General features: G+C 69.1%; 19 protein-coding genes. 10 read left to right on the forward strand and 9 right to left on the reverse strand.

What is annotated here, in order from left to right; translation table 11 throughout:
• Together FL344_RS22190 and FL344_RS22195 are read right to left on the reverse strand one after the other, a co-directional pair.
• On the reverse strand, positions 1-222 hold a 222-nt coding region (locus FL344_RS22190; RefSeq protein WP_141619928.1), incomplete at its 3' end, for a TIGR04563 family protein.
• Between the two features lie 6 nt (positions 223-228).
• Positions 229-432, reverse strand: a complete 204-nt coding sequence (locus tag FL344_RS22195; RefSeq protein WP_002638649.1) for a TIGR04563 family protein — start codon at positions 430-432, stop codon at positions 229-231.
• A 454-nt stretch (positions 433-886) separates the two neighbouring features.
• Here FL344_RS22195 and tilS point away from each other — a divergent pair, with 454 nt between their 5' ends.
• On the forward strand, positions 887-2,242 hold the full coding sequence (gene tilS, locus FL344_RS22200) for a tRNA lysidine(34) synthetase TilS (RefSeq protein ID WP_141619929.1): 1,356 nt from the start codon (positions 887-889) through the stop codon (positions 2,240-2,242).
• A gap of 180 nt (positions 2,243-2,422) precedes the next feature.
• Positions 2,423-4,339, forward strand: coding sequence for an ATP-dependent zinc metalloprotease FtsH (gene ftsH, locus FL344_RS22205; protein WP_090490779.1), 1,917 nt, complete (start codon positions 2,423-2,425; stop codon positions 4,337-4,339).
• A gap of 99 nt (positions 4,340-4,438) precedes the next feature.
• On the opposite strand, the gene FL344_RS22210 is transcribed toward ftsH, so the two are convergent.
• The 3 genes from FL344_RS22210 to FL344_RS22220 all read right to left on the reverse strand — a co-directional run bounded on the left by FL344_RS22210 (position 4,439) and on the right by FL344_RS22220 (position 7,102).
• Positions 4,439-5,365, reverse strand: coding sequence for a pirin family protein (locus FL344_RS22210; protein ID WP_141619930.1), 927 nt, complete (start codon positions 5,363-5,365; stop codon positions 4,439-4,441).
• Positions 5,366-5,396: 31 nt separating this feature from the next.
• A complete protein-coding gene (locus tag FL344_RS22215) occupies positions 5,397-6,092 on the reverse strand; it encodes a pirin family protein (protein WP_141592575.1) in 696 nt (231 codons plus the stop codon).
• Between the two features lie 128 nt (positions 6,093-6,220).
• Positions 6,221-7,102 carry a LysR family transcriptional regulator gene (locus FL344_RS22220; RefSeq protein ID WP_141592574.1) on the reverse strand — a complete coding sequence of 294 codons (882 nt, stop codon included), beginning with the start codon at positions 7,100-7,102 and terminating at the stop codon, positions 6,221-6,223.
• 134 nt (positions 7,103-7,236) lie between these two features.
• On the opposite strand from FL344_RS22220, the gene FL344_RS22225 reads away from it, so the two are divergent.
• The 8 genes from FL344_RS22225 (at position 7,237) to tsaE (ending at position 14,464) form a co-directional block, all read left to right on the forward strand.
• Entirely contained in the window at positions 7,237-7,785 is a 549-nt protein-coding gene (locus tag FL344_RS22225; protein ID WP_141619931.1) for a YceI family protein, read from the forward strand.
• Positions 7,786-7,857: 72 nt separating this feature from the next.
• Positions 7,858-8,262, forward strand: a complete 405-nt coding sequence (locus tag FL344_RS22230; protein WP_141619932.1) for an OsmC family protein — start codon at positions 7,858-7,860, stop codon at positions 8,260-8,262.
• A gap of 85 nt (positions 8,263-8,347) precedes the next feature.
• Entirely contained in the window at positions 8,348-9,562 is a 1,215-nt protein-coding gene (folP, locus tag FL344_RS22235) for a dihydropteroate synthase (RefSeq protein ID WP_141619933.1), read from the forward strand.
• A 261-nt stretch (positions 9,563-9,823) separates the two neighbouring features.
• Positions 9,824-11,218 (forward strand): phosphoglucosamine mutase, encoded by a 1,395-nt coding sequence (gene glmM, locus FL344_RS22240; RefSeq protein WP_141592570.1) that lies wholly within the window; start codon positions 9,824-9,826, stop codon positions 11,216-11,218.
• Between the two features lie 111 nt (positions 11,219-11,329).
• The gene (locus FL344_RS22245) at positions 11,330-12,055 is read left to right on the forward strand and encodes a pyridoxine 5'-phosphate synthase (protein ID WP_026113891.1); all 726 of its coding nucleotides are present in this window, start codon (positions 11,330-11,332) and stop codon (positions 12,053-12,055) included.
• Positions 12,056-12,061: 6 nt separating this feature from the next.
• On the forward strand, positions 12,062-12,442 hold the full coding sequence (gene acpS, locus FL344_RS22250) for a holo-ACP synthase (protein ID WP_011554351.1): 381 nt from the start codon (positions 12,062-12,064) through the stop codon (positions 12,440-12,442).
• Between the two features lie 4 nt (positions 12,443-12,446).
• Positions 12,447-13,982 (forward strand): NAD(P)H-hydrate dehydratase, encoded by a 1,536-nt coding sequence (locus FL344_RS22255; protein WP_141619934.1) that lies wholly within the window; start codon positions 12,447-12,449, stop codon positions 13,980-13,982.
• Complete coding sequence (gene tsaE, locus FL344_RS22260) at positions 13,979-14,464, forward strand: tRNA (adenosine(37)-N6)-threonylcarbamoyltransferase complex ATPase subunit type 1 TsaE (RefSeq protein ID WP_141592567.1); 486 nt, start codon at positions 13,979-13,981, stop codon at positions 14,462-14,464. The genes FL344_RS22255 and tsaE overlap by 4 nt, the downstream gene beginning before the upstream one ends.
• An 84-nt stretch (positions 14,465-14,548) precedes the next feature.
• Here tsaE and FL344_RS22265 read toward each other — a convergent pair whose 3' ends face one another.
• The 4 genes from FL344_RS22265 to hutU all read right to left on the reverse strand — a co-directional run bounded on the left by FL344_RS22265 (position 14,549) and on the right by hutU (position 19,185).
• Positions 14,549-15,412: a class II glutamine amidotransferase gene (locus FL344_RS22265; RefSeq protein WP_141592566.1), complete on the reverse strand. Its 864-nt coding sequence runs from the start codon at positions 15,410-15,412 to the stop codon at positions 14,549-14,551.
• A gap of 90 nt (positions 15,413-15,502) precedes the next feature.
• Positions 15,503-16,768: an imidazolonepropionase gene (hutI, locus tag FL344_RS22270; protein WP_141619935.1), complete on the reverse strand. Its 1,266-nt coding sequence runs from the start codon at positions 16,766-16,768 to the stop codon at positions 15,503-15,505.
• Between the two features lie 3 nt (positions 16,769-16,771).
• On the reverse strand, positions 16,772-17,527 hold the full coding sequence (locus FL344_RS22275) for a hypothetical protein (protein WP_141619936.1): 756 nt from the start codon (positions 17,525-17,527) through the stop codon (positions 16,772-16,774).
• Positions 17,528-17,529: 2 nt separating this feature from the next.
• Entirely contained in the window at positions 17,530-19,185 is a 1,656-nt protein-coding gene (gene hutU / locus FL344_RS22280) for a urocanate hydratase (protein ID WP_140792892.1), read from the reverse strand.
• Between the last annotated feature and the right edge of the window lie 48 nt (positions 19,186-19,233).

Consider the following 19,233-nt stretch of genomic DNA (forward strand, 5'->3'; position numbering starts at 1 on the left):
CACCGGCTGGGCGGGGGCGGGCGGGGGGGCCGCGGGACGAGGAGGCGGGCTGAGCACGTCGTTGACCGACGGCATCTTCCGGATGTCCCCGCGCGCCACCTTCCACGCTTGCTGGACAATCCAGGACAGCGAGCGGTCCTGCCTCGTCGCCTCACGCTGGATCTCCTCCAGCATGTCCTCGGGGAAATAGAGACTCTGTTTACGATGGTCCGTCGTAGCCATCCGTCGTTACTCCTCCCGAGGGTCCTGGCGCTCGTCGCCAGTCACGTCATTCACGGCGGGGAACGACTTGATGCGCTCGCGGGCGATCTTCCACGCCTGCTGCACGACCCAGGAAAGGGAGCGGTCCTGGCGGGTCGCCTCTTCCTGGATCTCCTTCAGCATCTCCTCGGGGAAGTACAGCGACTGCTTGCGCTTGTCGGTGCCTGCCATACTTGGGTCTCCGGGGCGGATTCGGGGTGACGACCTGAACACACCTGGGCCGTTATCCGACAGACTCCCAAGTGGGTCAACGGTTTCCAAGGACTCATTCCGAGGTCGCACGGTCCGTCCCCGTGCTCGTCCAGTTGCACGTAAGCTGTGCAACCATGCGCGAAAAAGGAAACGCCCCGGACTCCACGAGGGAGTCCGGGGCGCTTCGGAAAGAGGGACCGCCCGGGGAAATCTCCAGGCGGGCCCGTGGACCCAGAGGGGGAGGGGGGGGACCCCTAGGTCCAACAGCTCAAAATTCGACCGTCTCAAGAACAGCGTTCGCGGCCGCGTGTATTTCCGCTACCGCATCAACGCCGATTCGATGTTGTGGCGATCATAAGAATCAGCCCCCCTGCCTTCAACCGCACGTGCCTCTGTAACCCGCTCGCCCGACACTCCATTCCACCGCGGTCCGATGCCCCGTCACGATTCCGCCACGCAGCTGCTGACGACGACGCTTCAAGAGGCGTACACCCGGCTGGGACTCGAGGGAGGTTCGGTGCTGCTCGCCGTTTCCGGCGGCGCGGACTCCACGGCCCTCCTGGTGGGAACCGCGCTCGTCGCCGAGCGACTCCGGCTTCGCGTGGAGGTGGCCTCGCTGGACCATGGCCTGCGTCCCGAAGCGGTGGAGGAAGCCCGCCAGGTGTCCGTCCTGGCGGCCGCGCGGGGGCTGCCCTGCCACGTCCAGGCGCTGCGGCTGCATCCAGGGGCCGGCATCGAGGCGCGCGCGAGGGAGGCTCGCTACGCGGCGCTGGAGGCGCTCCGCCTCGGGCGGGGCCTGGACGTGGTGGCCACCGCGCACACCGCCACGGACCAGGCGGAGACGCTGCTCATGCGCCTGGCCCGAGGCACCGCCCTGCGCGGCGCGGTGGGCATCCACGAAGCGCGCCCCGGACTGGTGCGTCCCCTGCTGTCGTGCACGCGGGAGGAGGTGGTGGCCTTCCTGGCGGAACAAGGTGTCGCCTATGTGACAGACCCGATGAACGCCGACCCTGTCCACTTCCGGACGCGCGTTCGCCTTGGAGTGCTACCCGCCCTGTCGCGCGCCGCCGGCTTCGCGGTGGAAGGGCACCTGGCCGCCTTCGCGCGGGTGGTCGCGGAGGACGAGTCGCTGCTGGCGTCCATGGCGGACGCGGCCTTCGACCGGCTGCGCCTGGAGGATGGCGCGCTGGATGCGGTGGGCGTGCGCGCGCTGGAGCCCGCGCTGCGCCGGCGGGTGCTCGCCCGGCTGGTGGCCGGCACGGAGGCCGCGGTGGATGAGGCCACGCTGGCCCGCGTGCAGCGCGCGGTGGCCCAGGGCGGCACGGCCACGTTGGGGCGGGGCTACGTGCTGCGCGCGACCAGCGGACGGGTGCGCTGCGTGCGGCAGGTGCCGTCCACCCCACCGGCTGAACTCCGGCTGGAGCACGCGGGTTCGCGGGGTGCGCTCGTGGGGACGGGCTGGAATTTTTCCGTCGAGTTCGCACCTCCACCTGCGGGCGTGCTCGGGCTGGCGCTCGGGGACGGGACGCGCTGGCCGCTGACCGTGCGGACACGCCGCCCCGGCGATCGGGTGTGCACTGCCGGGGGACAACGCAAGCTCCAAGATGTGTTGGTTGATCTTCGAGTGCCCGCGGAAGCACGGGCCACGCGGCCGGTGGTGGCGGATGCCGAGGGGCAGGTGTTGTGGCTCCCCGGCCTCTGGTCTCCGGTGGCTCCGCGTGCGGCCGCCAGGGAGTACCTCTGGGCGGTCCCTCCCGGTTCGAGCATTCAGCGGACCGCGGCGTTATAGAGTGGCAGAGTCGCAGTTCGGGGGATGGGCGCGGCCCCCTAAATAGTTGAGGGCTTTTTGCTGTTGCTGATACGGTCCGTCGCTGGGTAGCTCGCCTGGTGTCGGCCAAGTGATGGATAAAGCTGGGGTTCTTCCCAGCGCGGCCCTCATCCCGCCGAGTTCCGAAAGGGCAGCTGACACGTGCGTTCGACTTACAAGACCATCGGGCTCTGGGTCATCCTGATCGTCCTCTTCGTCGCCTTCTACAATTTCTTCTCCCAGGGCAACGACCAGGTCCAGGAACCGTCCTTCACCCAGTTGCTGACGAAGGTGGAGGAGAAGAAGGTCCAGGAGGTTGCCGTCAAGGGCAACACCTACTCCGGCAAGTTCACCGACACGTCGGAGAAGTTCCGCACGACGGGGCCGGCGCCGGATGCGGCCATGCTGAACCAGCTCCGCAGCAATGGCGTGGACGTGAAGTACGAGCGGGAGGAGCAGAACAGCCTCTGGCTGACCATCCTCGGTCAGTGGATGCCGGTCGTCTTCCTGTTCCTGTTCTTCATCTTCTTCATGCGCCAGCTCCAGGGTGGCAGCGGCAAGGCGATGACCTTCGGCAAGTCGAAGGCCAAGCTCCTCAGTGAGAGCCACAACAAGGTCACCTTCGCGGACGTGGCCGGCGCGGACGAGTGCAAGGAAGAGCTCGAGGAGATTGTCGCCTTCCTCAAGGACCCGAAGAAGTTCACCAAGCTGGGCGGCCGGATTCCCAAGGGCGTGCTGATGATGGGCTCGCCGGGAACGGGCAAGACGCTGCTCGCCCGCGCGGTGGCCGGCGAGGCCGGCGTGCCGTTCTTCTCCATCTCCGGCTCGGACTTCGTGGAGATGTTCGTGGGCGTCGGCGCCAGCCGCGTCCGTGACCTCTTCGAGCAGGGCAAGAAGAACGCCCCCTGCATCATCTTCATCGACGAAATCGACGCCGTGGGCCGTCACCGTGGCGCGGGCCTGGGCGGTGGACACGACGAGCGCGAGCAGACGCTCAACCAGCTCCTCGTGGAGATGGACGGCTTCGAGTCCAATGACGGCGTCATCCTGATTGCCGCCACCAACCGTCCGGACGTGTTGGATCCGGCGCTCCAGCGTCCCGGCCGCTTCGACCGGCGCATCGTGGTGCCGCGTCCCGACGTGAAGGGCCGCCTGGGCGTGCTGAAGGTGCACACCCGCCGCGTGCCGCTGGCGCCGGAGGTGGACCTGGAGGTCATCGCTCGCGGTACGCCGGGCATGACGGGCGCGGACCTGGAGAACCTCGTCAACGAGTCGGCGCTCATGGCCGCGCGGCAGAACAAGGAGCGCGTGGACCTGAGCGACTTCGAGGCCGCCAAGGACAAGGTCTTCATGGGCCCCGAGCGGCGCTCCATGATCATGACCGAGAAGGAGAAGAAGAACACCGCCGTCCACGAGGCGGGCCACGCGCTGCTGGCCAAGCTGCTCCCGGGCTGCGACCCTCTCCACAAGGTCACCATCATCCCGCGCGGCCAGGCCCTGGGCGTCACCTGGAGCCTGCCCACCGAGGACAAGGTCAACGGCTACAAGAAGCAGATGCTGGACCAGATCTCCATGGCTATGGGCGGCCGCATCGCCGAAGAGCTCATGTTCAACGAGATGAGCAGCGGCGCCGCCAACGACATCGAGCGTGCCACCGAGACGGCCCGCGCCATGGTGTGCCGCTGGGGCATGAGCGAGAAGATGGGCCCCCTGGCGTTCGGCAAGAGCGACGGTGAGGTGTTCCTGGGCCGCGACTTCAACTCGTCCAAGGACTACTCCGAGGACACCGCCCGGCAGATTGACGCCGAGGTCCGCAGCATCGTCGTGGGCTGCTACGAGCGCGGCAAGAACCTGCTGACGGAGAACATCGAGGCCCTGCGCCGCGTGTCCGACGCGCTGGTGGAGTACGAGACGCTGGACGCCGAGGACGTCAACATCCTCCTCCAAGGTGGTCAGCTGACCCGTGAGCGTCCGCCCCCGCGCGTGAATGCGCCCCCGAAGGCGACGGAGAAGAAGGACAAGCGGAAGATTCTCGACGCGCTCGAGGGCCTGCCGACGATGGAGCCGAAGAAGGCCTGAGCGTCACGCCCTTCCAGCGGTTGAGCTGAAATGAAGAAGGCCCTTCCCAGCAGCGTGGGAAGGGCCTTCTGCTTTGCGGGCTCCCGGGAGTCCGCGCGCCTACGGGTAGCGCACGGGGAGGGGGGCCTCGGGCAGGGGGATGAACTCCGTCTCATCCGGGACGGCGGCGAAGCGGCCAGCCTTCCAGTCCTCCTTCGCCTGCTCCAGCCGCTCCTTCGAACTGGAGACGAAGTTCCAGAAGATGTAGCGCGGCCCGTCCATGGGCTCCCCGCCGAGCACCAGCAGCCGCGCCGCCGCGGTGGCGCGGAGGGTGACGGCGCCGCCGGGCCGGAAGACGAGCAGCTCTCCCGGCTCGAAGGCCATGCCGTCCACCTCCACGGTGCCCTGGACGAGGTACATCGCCCGCTCCTCGTGCTCGGCCGGAACCACGAAGCGCGCGCCGGCCTCCAGCGCCACGTCCGCGTAGAACATGTCCGACAGCGTCTGCACCGGCGAGCGCTGACCGTGCACGGTGCCGGTGATGACGCGCATCCGCGCGCCCTCGCCCTCGTGGACGGGCATCTGGTCCTCGGGGTGGTGGACGAACGCTGGGGCCGTCTCCTCATGGCGCTTGGGCAGCGCCACCCACGCCTGCATGCCAAAGAGCTTGCTGCCCGCGGCGCGTGGGCCGGGGCCGGTGCGCTCCGAGTGGACGATGCCGTTGCCCGCCGTCATCCAGTTCACCGCGCCGGGGCGGATGGGCTGCACGGTGCCCAGGCTGTCCCGGTGCATGACTTCTCCGTCGAAGAGGTAGGTGACGGTGGCCAGCCCGATGTGCGGATGGGGCCGCACATCCAGGCCGTGGCCGGGTTGGAAGCCGGCGGGGCCCATCTGGTCCAGAAAGATGAAGGGCCCCACCATCCGGCGGCGGGCCGAGGGCAGCGCGCGCCGCACCTCGAACCCGTCGCCCAGGTCGCGTGAGGGCGCGACGATGAGTGTCTCCATCGAAGGAGGAAGCTGCTCCGCGTTCAAGTCGTCCCGGCTCATGTCGTGCTCTCTTTCGTTCAGCGATGTGGCCTCAGGCCAGGTCGAACAGCAGCGCTTCCACCGGCTCCGTGGCGGAGAGGACGAGCTGCGACTCGTCCGCCACCGCGGCGCCGTCCCCCGCCTTCAGCTCCACGCCGTTGAGCGTGGCCTTGCCCCGCGCCAGCTGCAGCCAGGCGTGGCGGCCTGGAGCGAGCGTGTACGTCGCCTGCTCGCCCGTGCCCAGCAGCGTCGCGTGAAGCACCACGTCCTGGTGCACCGTGAGGCTGCCGTCGCGGGCGTCCGGGCTGGCCACCACCCGCCAGCGGCCCTGGCGCTCGGCCTCCGGGAAGGCCTTCTGCTCGTAGCCAGGCGTCAGGCCCTTGCGGTCCGGGATGATCCAGATCTGCAGGAAGTGGAGGTTCTCATCCGCGCCGTTCATCTCGCTGTGCAGCACACCGGTGCCGGCCGTCATCCGCTGGATTTCACCGGCGCGCAGCAGGCCCTCGCCGCCCGTGCTGTCGCGGTGGGCAATGGCGCCGCTCAGCGGGTAGGTGATGATTTCCATGTCCCGGTGAGGGTGCGTACCGAAGCCCTCGTGGGGCGCGACGCGGTCCTCGTTGATGACGCGCAGGGCTCGGAAGCCCATGAAGTCCGGGTCGTAGTAACTGGCGAAGGAGAAGGTGTGGTGGGAGTCCAGCCAGCCGTGGTTGGCGTGACCGCGGGCTTCCGAGGGGCGAATGGCAATCATGGCGTTCCTTTCCGCGGCAGAACCTGGATGGCGGCCGCTGTTTCGAGAGTCATGATGTGCGTGAGGGCCTTCCGGGACTAGGCGTGGACAATGGGAAGAATCGTTCCACGGATGGAACGATGTCCCGTTCAGCCGGGGATGGGCCAGTGCTCGCGCAGGCACTCCACGAAGGCCATCACCTTGGGGGAGTGGTGCCGCGTGCTCGGGTAGACGGCGTGGACGGGGGCGCCCGTGGAGCTCCAGTCCGGCAGGATGCGCTGCAAGCGCCCGGCGGCCAGCTCCGAGGTGAAGGGGAGGTTGGGGAGCAGGGCGATGCCGGAGCCCGCCCGCGCCACCGCGTAGAGCATGTCCGGCTCATTCACGACGATTCGGGCGGGCACCTTGATGTCCACCGAGCGGTTGCCGGAGTGGAGCGTCCAGACGTTGTTCTCCAGGCCCGCGCCGAAGAGGAGGCAGTCATGCTTCTCCAAATCCTTCGGCGCCTTGGGCGTCCCGCGCGCCTTGAGATAGCTGGGCGCCGCGATGACGACGCGCTCCACGATGCCCAGCCGCCGCGCCATGAGTGACGAGTCCGCCAGCCGCCCGGCGCGAATCGCCACGTCGAAGCCTTCCGCCATCAGGTCCACGTTGCGGTCGGTACACACCAGCTCGAGCTGGACCTCGGGGTACTGCTTGATGAAGGTGGACACCAGTGGCCCGATGAAGCTGAACGTCAGCGGCGTCGTCACGCGCAGCAGGCCATGGGGGGCGGCCTGCATCCGCGTCACGGCCAGCTCGGCCTGCTCCGCCTCCGCGACGATGCGCGCGCAGTGCTCGTAGTACGTCCGGCCCACGTCGGTGAGCCGCAGCTTGCGTGTGGTGCGCTGGAGCAACTGAGCGCCGACCCGCGTCTCCAGCTCCGACACCTTCCGGCTCACCGTGGACTTGGGCATCCGCAGCCCACGCGCCGCGGCGGTGAAGCTGCCTGCCTGGACGACGCGTGCGAAGACGAGCAGCTCGTTGAGGTCCATCTCCCGTCCTTCCCGGAGCGTTGTTCCGTGGGTGGAACAGTTCTTCCAGTCTGGCCCATCTAATCAAGCCCGGGGGGCCCCGCTACCTTCCTCCTCGTCGAACACACCGCTTCACACAAAAAGGAAGGCACCTCATGGCCACCACGACCTGGAACATCGACACCACCCACTCCGCCATCCACTTCTCCGTCCGCCACATGGTCATCGCGAAGGTTCGCGGCAGCTTCCGCAAGTACAGCGGCGCCATTTCGCTGGACGAGCAGGACATCACGAAGTCCTCCGTCGCCGTCACCATCGAGACGGGCAGCATCGACTCCGGCGTCGATCAGCGTGACAACCACCTGCGCTCGCCGGACTTCTTCGACGTGGAGAAGTTCCCCACCATCACGTTCAAGAGCACGAAGGTGGAGAAGGCGTCCGGCAACGGGCTGAAGGTGACGGGCAACCTGACCATCCGCGACATCACCCGCGAGGTGGTGCTGGACGCCGAGCAGCTCGGCGGGGCCAAGGACCCGTGGGGCAACGTCAAGACCGCGTTCGAGGCGAAGACGTCGGTGGACCGCCGCGACTTCGGCCTGACGTGGAACCAGGCGCTGGAGGCCGGCGGCGTGCTCGTCGGTGAGAAGATTGAAATCGCCATCGAGGTCCAGGCGGTGAAGGCGCAGGCCGACCAGGCGGCCTGAGTCACCCACGCGGACCGCTCCGGAGGCGCCTTCACCGGGCCTCCGGTCCACCTTCTTCTCCCGGAGCCCCCCATGACGACCCACACCCAGACCGAGAAGCCCGGAGCGTTTCGCCAGGTCCTGCAGACCGGCACCCATACCTTGCACGCGGACGTGGCCCCCGCGCTGGGCGGAGAGGACTCCGCGCCCGGCCCGCACGACTACTTCGACGCCGCGCTGGCGGCATGCAAGGCCCTGACGGCCACGTGGTACGCGAAGCGTCACGGCCTGGCCCTGGAGCGTGTGGAGACGCACGTCGAACGGGATGATTCGCGGGAGCGGCAGGGCACCTACACGCTGAAGGTGAAGCTGGCGTTCCACGGGGCGCTGTCGCCGGCGGACACGCAGCGGCTGTACAACGCCGTCGCGCAGTGCCCCATCCACAAGCTGATGACGACGTCCACGGTGGACATCGTGACCGAGCCGCTCGAAGCCTGAGCCCCGGGCGCGCTCGGGAGCGGTAGGGTAGGGAAGCGCGTCCCGTCCTGGTGGCGGTACGCGGTCCCCTCCCTGGAGCCTCCCGATGATTCGCGCCCGCCCCCTGACTTCGGAGCACCCGGAGGACCTCATCCTGGCCTTCCGGCGGATGGGGCTGACGGAGCCCACGCAACGGGCCCTGCTGGAGACGCTGCCATTCACTCGGCTCCTCCTCACCGGGTTGCTCCCCCAGGACGAGGCCTTCCTCCAGACGCTGTCTGAGGCGTTCCCCGAATGGCTTCCCGGGGACGTCCACTCCCGTTCAGGGACGGGGCTGCTGACAGGGCGCGCCGAGCAGTTCCAGCGGCTGGTGACGGCTGCTCGCGCCGACGCCCGGGGCCTGTCCGCGTTGGCATCGGCGGTGGCGTCCGCGCTGGCCGCGGGCGTGGCGCCCGCGGTGCTGACGCTGGGCGAAAGGCGCTTCGAGTGGGGCTCCCGCACCTACGTCATGGGCGTGGTGAACGTGACGCCGGACAGCTTCTCGGATGGCGGGCGCCATGCCGGGACGGACGCCGCCGTCGCCCATGGGTTGGCCTTGGCCGAGGCGGGGGCGGACCTGCTCGACGTGGGCGGCGAGTCCACCCGGCCCGGCTCCCTGCCGGTCAGCGCCGACGAGGAGCTGGCGCGGGTGATTCCCGTCATCGAGGGACTCCGGGCCCGGACCGATGTGCCTCTTTCCGTGGACACCACCAAGGCGGCGGTGGCGCGCGAGGCGTTGAAGGCCGGTACGCACCTCATCAATGACATCACCGGCTTCAGCTCCGATGCCGGCCTGCCCCGTGTGGTGGCCGAGGCCGGCGCCGCCTGCTGCCTGATGCACATCCAGGGCACTCCGGCCACGATGCAGCAGGCGCCGCGCTACGACGACGTCGTCGAGGACGTGCTGGCCTTCCTGGAGGCCGCCATCCTCCGGGCCGAGTCGGCGGGCATCCCCCGGGGGCGCATCCTCCTGGACCCCGGCATCGGGTTCGGGAAGACCTTCGAGCACAACCTCTTCCTGCTGCGCCGCCTCCCGGAGTTGCGCGTGCTGGGGCTGCCATTGCTGGTGGGCACGAGCCGCAAGGGCTTCCTCGGCCGGTTGGCGGGCGGCAAGCCTGCCTCCGAACGGCTGGCGGCGACGTTGGGCTCGGTGGCCTCCATGGCGGCGCTGGGCGGGGCCGACGTGGTCCGCGTCCATGACGTGACCGAGGCCCGGGACGCGCTGGCCGTCGCGGACGCCATCCGGAGGTGCGAAGACGGAGGAACGTTCTACGCCCGGTAACAAGGTGTGGCTTACAGCCCTCAAGCTGTGGCGGGAACCTTCACCTTCCGCTGGCCGCTCCCCGAGCCGCCGTGTATGGACGGCTGCGATTCGGTTGGTACTGATTTCGCAACCTCTTTTAGTCTGCGTCGGCCCGCATGCCTGGGTGGTTGCCCAGGGAGCAATGGGTTCCTAACTTCGAGCCCGGGTGGTGGGCGGGGTATAAGCCCCGACGTCGAGAGGCCGGCGCAGGCCCGGCGTGGGAAAGGCGGAGCGGCACACATGGCGTACAGGATGAACATGCCTCCGAAGGAGGCGCAGGCTTCCCAGAAGCTGTTCGGCACGGATGGTGTTCGCGGGAAGGCGAACGTCTATCCCATGACTGCCGAGGTCGCGATGCAGCTCGGGCGGGCGCTCGCGTTCCTCATCCGCAACGGCCCGCACCGCCACCGCGTCATCGTGGGCAAGGACACGCGGCTGTCCGGCTACATGTTGGAGCAGGCGCTGGCCTCCGGCCTCACCTCCATGGGCGTGGACGTGGAGCTCGTCGGGCCGCTGCCGACCCCGGGCATCTCCAACATCACCACCTCCATGCGGGCGGACGCGGGCGCCGTCATCTCCGCGTCCCACAACCCCTACGAGGACAACGGCATCAAGTTCTTCTGGCGCGACGGCTTCAAGCTGCCGGACGAGACGGAAGGCAAGATTGAGGAGCTGGTGTCCAGTGGCTCCATCGACTCCATCCGCCCCACGGCCACGAAGATTGGCCGGGCCTTCCGCATGGAGGACGCGCGGGGCCGCTACATCGTCTTCCTGAAGGCCACCTTCCCGCGCGAGCTGACGCTGGAGGGGATGACCATCGTCGTCGACTGCGCCAACGGCGCGGCCTACAAGACGGCGCCCGCCGTGCTGGAGGAGCTGGGCGCCAAGGTGATTGCGCTCGGCGTTTCGCCGGACGGCAAGAACATCAACCACAAGTGTGGCGCCCTCTATCCGGAGAACCTGGCCAAGACGGTGGTGAAGCACGGCGCGCACCTGGGCATCGCCCTGGACGGTGACGCCGACCGCCTCATCGTCGTGGATGAGAAGGGCAAGGTCGTCGACGGCGACGCCATCATGGCCATCTGCACGGGCGAGCTGGTGGCCCGCAAGCAACTGAAGAAGAAGATGTTGGTCTCCACGGTGATGAGCAACATCGGCCTGGAGCGCGCGGTGGCGCGCTGGGGCGTGAAGGTGGCTCGCACGCGCGTGGGTGACCGCTACGTCGTCGATGAGATGCGCCGCAATGGCTACAACCTGGGCGGCGAGCAGAGCGGCCACCTCATCTTCCTGGACCACACCACCACGGGTGACGGAACCCTGGCGGCGCTCCAGTTGCTCGCGGTGATGTGCCGGGCGGGCAAGCCCCTGAGCGAGCTGGCCTCCATCTTCGAGCCCGTGCCCCAGACGCTGCTCAACGTCGTCGTGAAGCAGAAGAAGGAGCTGGGCGAGCTCCCGACGGTGATGAAGGTCATCAAGAGCGTGGAGCAGCGGCTGGGCAACACCGGCCGGGTGCTGGTGCGCTTCTCCGGCACCGAGCCCAAGGCCCGCGTCCTCATCGAGGGCGAGGACGCCGCCCGCAACCAGGCCTACGCGAAGGAAATCGCGGACGCGCTGTCCAAGGCCCTCAGCGTCTGAGGGCCGCTGCGAACGGTGGTTGACTTCCGGACGCAGCCAGCGTGAAGAAGGACCGGCGCGCACCGGGGCCTTTCGACAATCCCATGGCCGCGCATGAGCGAGGTGCGGTCGATGGGACAGCGACTGGGTGTCAACGTGGACCATGTGGCGACGCTGCGTCAGGCGAGGCGCACCACGTATCCGGATCCGGTGACGGCCGCGGCGCTGGCGGAGCTTGCCGGCGCGCAACAAATCACCATCCACCTGCGTGAGGACCGGCGTCACATCCAGGACCGGGATTTGCGCATCCTCCGTGAGACGGTGCAGACGCTCCTGAACCTGGAGATGGCCGCCACCGCGGAGATGGTGAAGCTCGCCTACGAGCACAAGCCGGACGTGGTGACGCTGGTGCCCGAGCGCCGCGAGGAGCTCACCACGGAGGGCGGCCTGGAGGTCGCCAACCAGCGCGAGCACATCGCGAAGATCATCAAGAACCTGAAGGACGGCGAGATTGCCGTCTCGCTCTTCATCGACCCGGACCTGGACCAGGTGCGGGCGGCGCACAAGGTGAACGCGGACCGCATCGAGCTGCACACGGGCCGCTACTGCGAGGCGCGCAACGAGAAGGAGCGGGCCCGGGAGCTGGCGCGCATCATCGACGCGGCCAAGGCGGGCACCAAGCTGGGCCTGGGCGTGGCCGCGGGCCATGGGCTCAACTACGACAACGTGCACCCCATTGCCCGCATCTCCGAGATCGACGAGCTGAACATCGGGCACGCCATCGTCGGTCGCGCGGTGCTGGTGGGCTTCGAGCGGGCGGTGCGCGAGATGCTCGAAATCATGCGCAACCCGGGGTAGGGCGCCATGGGAATCCGCGGCCTGGGCCTGGACATCTGCTCCATCTCCCGCATCCAGCGCATCCTGGACGGGCCTCGCGCGGAGCCCTTTCTGAACCGTGTCTACACCGAGGCGGAGCGGGCCCTCTGCGGCCGGCGCAGTGACGCGGCCAGTGCCTATGCCGCGCGCTTCGCCGCCAAGGAGGCCCTGGTGAAGGCGCTGGGCGCCCCGCCGGGCATCCGCTGGAAGGACATGGAGGTCCGGCGGCAGGGCGGAGCGCCTTATTTCGCACTGTCCGGCGTGGCCCTGGAGGTCATGGAGGCGCGAGGGCTGGAGGCCTTCCTCGCGCTGACCCACGATGCGGACGTCGCCGCCGCCACGGTGGTGCTCCAATCGAAGGGGGATTGAAGCCATGTTGTGCGTCCTCACCGCCGCCCAGATGCGTCAGGCCGAGCAGGCCGCCGAAGCCAGCCACGGCATGCCCTCCGCGTTGCTGATGGAGAATGCCGGGCGGGGGCTCGCGGAGGTGGCTCGGGGGCTCATCGGCCCGGGTGGGCGCTACGTGGTGGTGTGTGGACCGGGCAACAATGGAGGGGACGGGCTGGTGGCCGCGCGCTTCCTCCGGGAGGGCGGTGCCTGCGTGTCGGTGGTGATGGTGGGCGACGCCGCGAAGCTGACGCCCGAGGCGCGCCGGAACGTGGAGGCGGTGAAGGGCTTCGGTGTGACGCCGCGCACGCTGGATGCCGTGGAGCCGGCCAGGCGCGGTGACGTGGTGGTGGACGCGCTCTTTGGCACGGGCTTGAGTCGTGCGCCCGCGGGGGCCTTCGCGGACGCCGTTTCGGCGATTCGCGGCTGGCGGGCAGCAGGGGCCAAGGTCGTGGCGGCGGATGTGCCGTCCGGGCTTCAGAGCGACACGGGAGCGGCTTTCTCGCCCTGTGTGGAGGCGGATGCCACCGTGGCGTTCGGCTTCCTCAAGCCGGGGCAGGTGCTGGAGCCGGGGGCCTCGCTGTGTGGCCGCGTGCACCGGGTGGACATCGGCATGGGGGGCGAGTCCTCGAAGGAGGTCTCCGGTCCCGAGCTCTTCGTGGTGGAGGAGTCGGACGCGCGCCGCACATTGCCGGCGCGGAAGGCGGGCTCCCATAAGGGGACCTTTGGCCACGTGCTGGTGGTGGCGGGCAGCCGGGGAAAGACGGGGGCCGCGGCGCTGGTGGCGAAGGCGGCGCTGCGCTCCGGGGCGGGGCTCGTGACAGTGGCCGCTCGCGCGGATGCGCTGGACACCATCCAGGCGCATTCAGCGGAAATCATGGGCATCCCGCTGGAGGCTTCCGGGCCGCTGGGCATGGGTGACCTGGACGCGCTGGTGGCGGCGGCGGAGGGGAAGGATGCGCTCGTCATCGGGCCGGGGATTCCTCGGGGCCCGGAGACGGGGGCGCTGATTGGCGAGCTGTTGTCGCGCGTGGAGGCGCCCGCGGTGCTGGACGCGGACGCGCTCAATGCGGTGGCCACGGACTTGTCGGTGCTGCGCCGAGCGAAGGCGCCGGTGGTGATGACGCCGCACCCGGGAGAGATGGCCCGGCTGACGGGCAAGTCCACGAAGGAAGTCCAAGCACACCGGCTGGATGTGGCGCGGCAGTTCTCCGTGGGCTTGAAGGTGACGCTCGTGCTGAAGGGAGACCGGACGCTGACGAGTGACGCGGACGGGCGCGTGTACCTCAACACCACGGGCAACCCGGGCATGGCGACGGGGGGCTCGGGGGATGTCCTGTCCGGGATTTGTGGCGCGTTCCTGGCTCAGTCGTTTCCGGTGCCCACGGCCATCTGGACGGCGGTGTACGCGCACGGGCTCGCTGGGGACCTGGCGGCGGCGAAGCGCGGGCAACTGGGATTGGTTGCAGGGGACATCGTGGAGCAGGGGCTGTGCGAGGTGTGGCTGCGGTGGGAACGATGAGCACGGAAGCGTCGGCTGCGCGTGTGCGGACGGTACGGCTGGAGTCTCCCGAGGAGACGCACCGGTTGGGGGTGCGCCTGGGTGAGTTGCTGGAGCCCGGTGACTTCGTGGGGCTGATTGGCGACCTGGGCGCGGGAAAGACGCACCTGGTGCGCGGCGTGGCGGACGGGGCGAACGTTCCTCGCTCCGAGGTGGCGAGCCCCACGTTCGCGATTGTGTATCCGTATTCGGGACGCATCCCGCTGTACCACGCGGACCTGTACCGGCTGACGGACTACGACGACCTGTACGCCACGGGCTTCCTGGACCTGGAAGGCACCGAGAGCGCGATGCTGGTGGAGTGGTTGGACAAGATTCCGCAGGCCGCGCCGCGCGACTACCTGCGCGTCACGCTGAAGCACGCGGGCGGCGAGGCACGCGAGCTGACGGCGGAGGCGTTTGGTGTACGGCCCGCGGCGTTGCTCGACGCGTGGATGGGCTGACTCGAAGCGACAAAAGTCCCGACATTTCCGAACAGCGAGCTCGCAGCACCAGCGCGCTGCCATCAGCGCGGGTCTCCAATGCCCTCAGGCCAGATTGGGTGACGCGGCCGGCTTCACGGCGGGGAAGAGGTCCGGGCCCGCGAGCTCCGGCACGCGCCAGTGGTGGAACACGAGGTTCGCGTCCACGCCGATGACGTCTTCTTCGGCCACCGGTGCCCAGTACGGCCCGCCACACAGCGACTCACTGGCCACGACGAGCTGTTCCAGCTTCGTCCCTGGCGCCGGCAGCGTCGACACGTCATCGCGCGACGGGCCCGTGGACACGAACAGCGTTCGGTTGCGCCGCGAGGCCACCATCAACTCGCCGTCGGACACGAGGAAGTTCATCGCCGAGCGGCCATCCTGTCCCACGGCATCCGTGATGGCGGCCACCAACGACATCGTCTCCGCCAGCGCGCGCGCCACGGCCTCCACGGGGACCTGCCGGTCAATCGGATGCCGGGCACCCAGGCGGGTGAGGAACAGGTAGAAGCACCGCTCGCTGTCCGTGGTGCCCCTGATGTTCGTCCGCAGGCTCGGGCAGATGAGCGCTTCCACGGCAGCCCGGTGCTGCGCGAACTCCCGCAGCGTGCCGTTATGCACGAACGACCAGCGGCCATGCAGGAAGGGGTGCGAGTTGCGCAGCTCCACCGCGCCCACCGAGGCCAGGCGGATGTGCGCCACCACCGTGTGGGAGGACACCCGGCTGCTCACCCGCTCGAAGTCCGGGTCGCTGTGCGCGGGCCCCACACCGTGGGCCACCACCGGCGCCTGCTCGGCGCCGTAGGCCGCGATGCCCCATCCATCCTTGTGCTCGCGCGACTGGATGAGGAGCGAGTTCTTCTCCGTTACCAACGAGGGGTGTACGGCGGCAGGAATCGCTGAACGGAATCCAAATAGTCGGCACATGGCTAGCAACGAATGTTCTTAACGTCCGGCCCTGACGGATGTTGTTCCGTCTTTATCCACTCGGAGCCGCTGTGTCTCTGCGACGCCGGTTCACGCGCAACCATCCATCTGCTGCCGGACAGCGATGCGTCCGGCCTTCACGACCACTCGCGCGTGCGCTACCCCTAGATGGTAGGGCAGGTGGCGGTACGAAGCACAGCTGAAGACCACCAGGTCGCCCGCGTCGCCTACGGTCAGCCTTCCGTGCTGTTGCAGCCCCAAGGACATCGCCGCGCCACGGGTGGCTCCCCAATACGCCTCTGCCGCAGTAAGCCCGTTTTCCAGACACGCAAGTCCCAGCGCCAGTGCTGTGTTTTCACTCATGGCGGAACCGGGGTTGACGTTGGTGCCCAAAGCGACGTTGAGCCCCGCATCGCGGATGCGGCGTCCAGGCGCGTAGGGCCGCATGCGCAGGAACAGCGTGGAGGTGGGAACGAGCACCGCCGTGACGTTGGCGTCCGCCAGCGCCTTGAGTCCCGCGTCCGTCACCTGCTCCAGGTGGTCCGCCGTGGCGGCCCCCAGCTCCGCGGCGAGCTCGGAGGCACCACACGCGGTGAGTTGGTCCGCATGCAGCCGCGGCACCATTCCCAGTGCCCGGCCCGCGCTCAAGATGCGGCGCGCCTCGTCCACGGTGAAGGCGCTGTCTTCCACGAAAACGTCACAGAAGCGCGCCAGCCCCTCGCGCGCGACGGCGGGGAGAATCTCCTCGATGCACAGCCGCACGTAGTCCTCGCGCTTGCCGCGGTACTCCTCCGGCACGGCGTGCGCGCACAGCAGCGTGGGGACCAGCTCCAGCGGCGTCAGCGTCCCGAGCCGCCGCACCGCGCGCAGCATCTTCAGCTCCGTCTCCAGGTCGAGCCCGTAGCCGCTCTTCACCTCCGCCGTCGTGACGCCCTGCTCCAACAGGCGCTTCGTGCGGGGGAGGGCGAGCCGCACCAGCTCCTCCTCGCTCGCGGCCCGCGTTGCCCGCACCGTGCCGGCGATGCCACCGCCCGCCTTGGCAATCTCCAGGTAGGTGGCGCCCTGGTTGCGCAGGTCGAACTCCGCCGAGCGCTCACCGGCGAAGACGAGGTGCGTGTGGGGGTCCACGAAGCCGGGGCCCACGAAGCCGCCCTGGGCGTCCACGACTTCGGTGCCAGGGCCCACCGCGCCCGTGGGGAGGCCGGCCTCGGGGCCCACGTAGGCGATGCGTCCTTCGCGCACGCCCACCACCGCACCTGGGCGTGGGGTGAGCGCGTCCTCCGCGCGCTCGCGGTGCGAGCCTTCCACCGTCAGCACTTCGGAGGTGTTGCGCACCAGCAGGTCCAGCACGTCCATGGCTCAACGTCCTCCGCGTGCGCCCATGATGGGCACGTTCCAGCTCACACCCTTGCCAACCTTCGCGCGGCCGAACCCGCCCGACAGCTCGAAGTCGTTCTTTCCGCCCCAGGAGACGCGCGCCGCCACCACGCCGCCGTAATACAACGCTTGCTCGTTGCGCCCGTGCGACGCCACCGTGTGCCACGACGCGAAGGGCACCAGGCCAATGGACACGTTCTTCTCCGGCTGCATCGTGAGCGCGCACGACACCTCCGCGCCGAAGATGGTGCCCGGCCCGCCGCGCGGGGTGCCCACCCCGAAATCACTGGCGCCTCGCAGCGACAACGCCGGGGCCAGGCCCAGCCGCTCCGAGCCCACGTAGTACGAGGCCCCGGCGTACAGCCCGTACCCGGGCAGCGGGATGGGCAGGAGGAACTCGCCCTGAAGCCCGGTGTGCAGGTGCAGCCGCTCGGACACGGGCACCGTCAGGGCCGCGTCGAACGCCACGCCCCACTGCTGCGTGGAGAAGCTCGACTCGTTTCCCCGAAAGCTGTTTCCCGTTCCGAGGCCGCCCTGCGTCCCCGCGATGGGCGCGCTCAGCCGGGGGCCGGAGCGCATGCCGACCTGCATGACGTTGCGGTCCGGCGCCCCGGGCCCCATCCGCATCACCATGGGGCCCATCGCCGTGGGGGCGCACCCCGTCAGTCCCACGACGGCGGCGCCCCACAGTCCGACACCTGCCGCGCACAAGCGCTTCACTGCGGCCTCCTGCTTCATCTTCAGGTGGTGATGCCGGGAATCTTCACGCCGCGCTCTTTCGCCACCTCGATGGCCTCCGGGTAGCCCGCGTCCGCGTGGCGCAGCACGCCCATGCCGGGGTCGCTGGTGAGCACGCGCTCGATGCGGCGCGCGGCCTCCGCCGTCCCGTCCGCGACGATGACCTGACCGGCGTGCAGCGAGTAGCCCATGCCCACGCCGCCGCCGTGGTGGAAGGACACCCACGAGGCGCCGTTCACCGCGTTCACCAGCGCGTTGAGGATGGGCCAGTCCGCCACCGCGTCCGTGCCGTCCTTCATCGCCTCCGTCTCGCGGTTGGGCGACGCCACCGAGCCGCAGTCCAGGTGGTCCCGGCCGATGACGATGGGCGCCTTCACCTCGCCCTTGCGCACCAGCTCGTTGAACGCGAGGCCCGCCTTGGCGCGCTCGCCATACCCCAGCCAGCAGATGCGCGAGGGCAGGCCCTGGAACGCCACGCGCTCCTCGGCCATGTTCAGCCAGCGCTGGAGCGAGGCCTTCTGGGGGAACAGCTCGCGCACCACGCGGTCGGTGACACGGATGTCCTCCGGGTCACCGGAGAGCGCCACCCAGCGGAAGGGCCCCATGCCCTCGCAGAAGAGGGGACGGATGTAGGCGGGGACGAAGCCGGGGAACTCGAAGGCGTTCTCCATGCCGCCCAGCTCCGCCTGGCCGCGCAGGTTGTTGCCGTAGTCGAAGACGTGGCTGCCGGCCTTCTGGAAGTCGTTCATCGCCTGCACGTGCATCATCATCGACTCGCGCGCGCGGCGGACGTACGTCTCCGGATCCCGCTGGCGCAGCTCGGCGGCGGCCTCCAGCGACAGGTCCGTGGGGATGTAGCCGTTGAGCGGGTCATGGGCGCTCGTCTGGTCCGTGACGAGGTCCGGCTTGATGCCGCGGCGGTACAGCTCGCGGAACACCGACGCCGCGTTGCCGATGACGGCGATGGAGCGGCCCACGCGCTTCTCCTGGGCGTCCTTCACCAGGGCCAGCGCTTCATCCAGGTCCTTGGCGACGACGTCCAGGTAGCGCGTCTCCACGCGGCGGCGAGCGCGCGTGGGGTCGATCTCCACGCCGAGGAACACCGCGTTGTTCATGGTGGCGGCCAGCGGCTGCGCGCCACCCATGCCACCCAGACCGCCGGAGAGGATGAGGCGGCCCGCCAGGTCGTCGGTGCCGAAGTGGAAGCGGCCGGCGGCGGCGAAGGTCTCGTAGGTGCCCTGGAGGATGCCCTGCGTGCCGATGTAGATCCACGAGCCCGCGGTCATCTGGCCGTACATCATCAGGCCCTTCTTCTCCAACTCGTGGAAGTGCTCCCAGTTGGCCCAGCGGCCCACGAGGTTGGAGTTGGCGATGAGCACGCGCGGCGCGTCCGGGTGCGTGCGGAAGATGCCCACGGGCTTGCCGGACTGGACGAGCAGGGTCTCATCGTCGCCCAGGTTCTGGAGGCTCGACACGATGCGGTCGAAGGAGGGCCAGTCGCGGGCGGCCTTGCCGGTGCCGCCGTAGACGACGAGGTCCTCGGGGCGCTCGGCGACGTCCGGGTCGAGGTTGTTCATCAACATCCGGAGCGCGGCCTCCTGGACCCAGCCCTTGCAGGACAGGGTGGAACCGTGGGGGGCGCGGATGACGCGGGACATGAACGGACTCCTAGAGTGTGGCGGACGGAAAGGCCCGGCACACTACCT

This window comes from Myxococcus sp. AB036A (assembly GCF_006547355.1).
GTDB lineage: Bacteria > Myxococcota > Myxococcia > Myxococcales > Myxococcaceae > Myxococcus > Myxococcus virescens.

Excerpts from the sequence above, each read along its gene's own strand:
- FL344_RS22195 (WP_002638649.1), bottom strand. The coding sequence starts at position 432 with ATGGCAGGCACCGACAAGCGCAAGCAGTCGCTGTACTTCCCCGAGGAG.
- tilS (WP_141619929.1), top strand. The coding sequence starts at position 887 with ATGCCCCGTCACGATTCCGCCACGCAGCTGCTGACGACGACGCTTCAA.
- FL344_RS22210 (WP_141619930.1), bottom strand. The coding sequence starts at position 5,365 with ATGAGCCGGGACGACTTGAACGCGGAGCAGCTTCCTCCTTCGATGGAG.
- FL344_RS22215 (WP_141592575.1), bottom strand. The coding sequence starts at position 6,092 with ATGATTGCCATTCGCCCCTCGGAAGCCCGCGGTCACGCCAACCACGGC.
- FL344_RS22220 (WP_141592574.1), bottom strand. The coding sequence starts at position 7,102 with ATGGACCTCAACGAGCTGCTCGTCTTCGCACGCGTCGTCCAGGCAGGC.
- FL344_RS22225 (WP_141619931.1), top strand. The coding sequence starts at position 7,237 with ATGGCCACCACGACCTGGAACATCGACACCACCCACTCCGCCATCCAC.
- FL344_RS22230 (WP_141619932.1), top strand. The coding sequence starts at position 7,858 with ATGACGACCCACACCCAGACCGAGAAGCCCGGAGCGTTTCGCCAGGTC.
- folP (WP_141619933.1), top strand. The coding sequence starts at position 8,348 with ATGATTCGCGCCCGCCCCCTGACTTCGGAGCACCCGGAGGACCTCATC.
- glmM (WP_141592570.1), top strand. The coding sequence starts at position 9,824 with ATGGCGTACAGGATGAACATGCCTCCGAAGGAGGCGCAGGCTTCCCAG.
- FL344_RS22245 (WP_026113891.1), top strand. The coding sequence starts at position 11,330 with ATGGGACAGCGACTGGGTGTCAACGTGGACCATGTGGCGACGCTGCGT.
- acpS (WP_011554351.1), top strand. The coding sequence starts at position 12,062 with ATGGGAATCCGCGGCCTGGGCCTGGACATCTGCTCCATCTCCCGCATC.
- FL344_RS22255 (WP_141619934.1), top strand. The coding sequence starts at position 12,447 with ATGTTGTGCGTCCTCACCGCCGCCCAGATGCGTCAGGCCGAGCAGGCC.
- tsaE (WP_141592567.1), top strand. The coding sequence starts at position 13,979 with ATGAGCACGGAAGCGTCGGCTGCGCGTGTGCGGACGGTACGGCTGGAG.
- FL344_RS22265 (WP_141592566.1), bottom strand. The coding sequence starts at position 15,412 with ATGTGCCGACTATTTGGATTCCGTTCAGCGATTCCTGCCGCCGTACAC.
- hutI (WP_141619935.1), bottom strand. The coding sequence starts at position 16,768 with ATGGACGTGCTGGACCTGCTGGTGCGCAACACCTCCGAAGTGCTGACG.
- FL344_RS22275 (WP_141619936.1), bottom strand. The coding sequence starts at position 17,527 with ATGAAGCAGGAGGCCGCAGTGAAGCGCTTGTGCGCGGCAGGTGTCGGA.
- hutU (WP_140792892.1), bottom strand. The coding sequence starts at position 19,185 with ATGTCCCGCGTCATCCGCGCCCCCCACGGTTCCACCCTGTCCTGCAAG.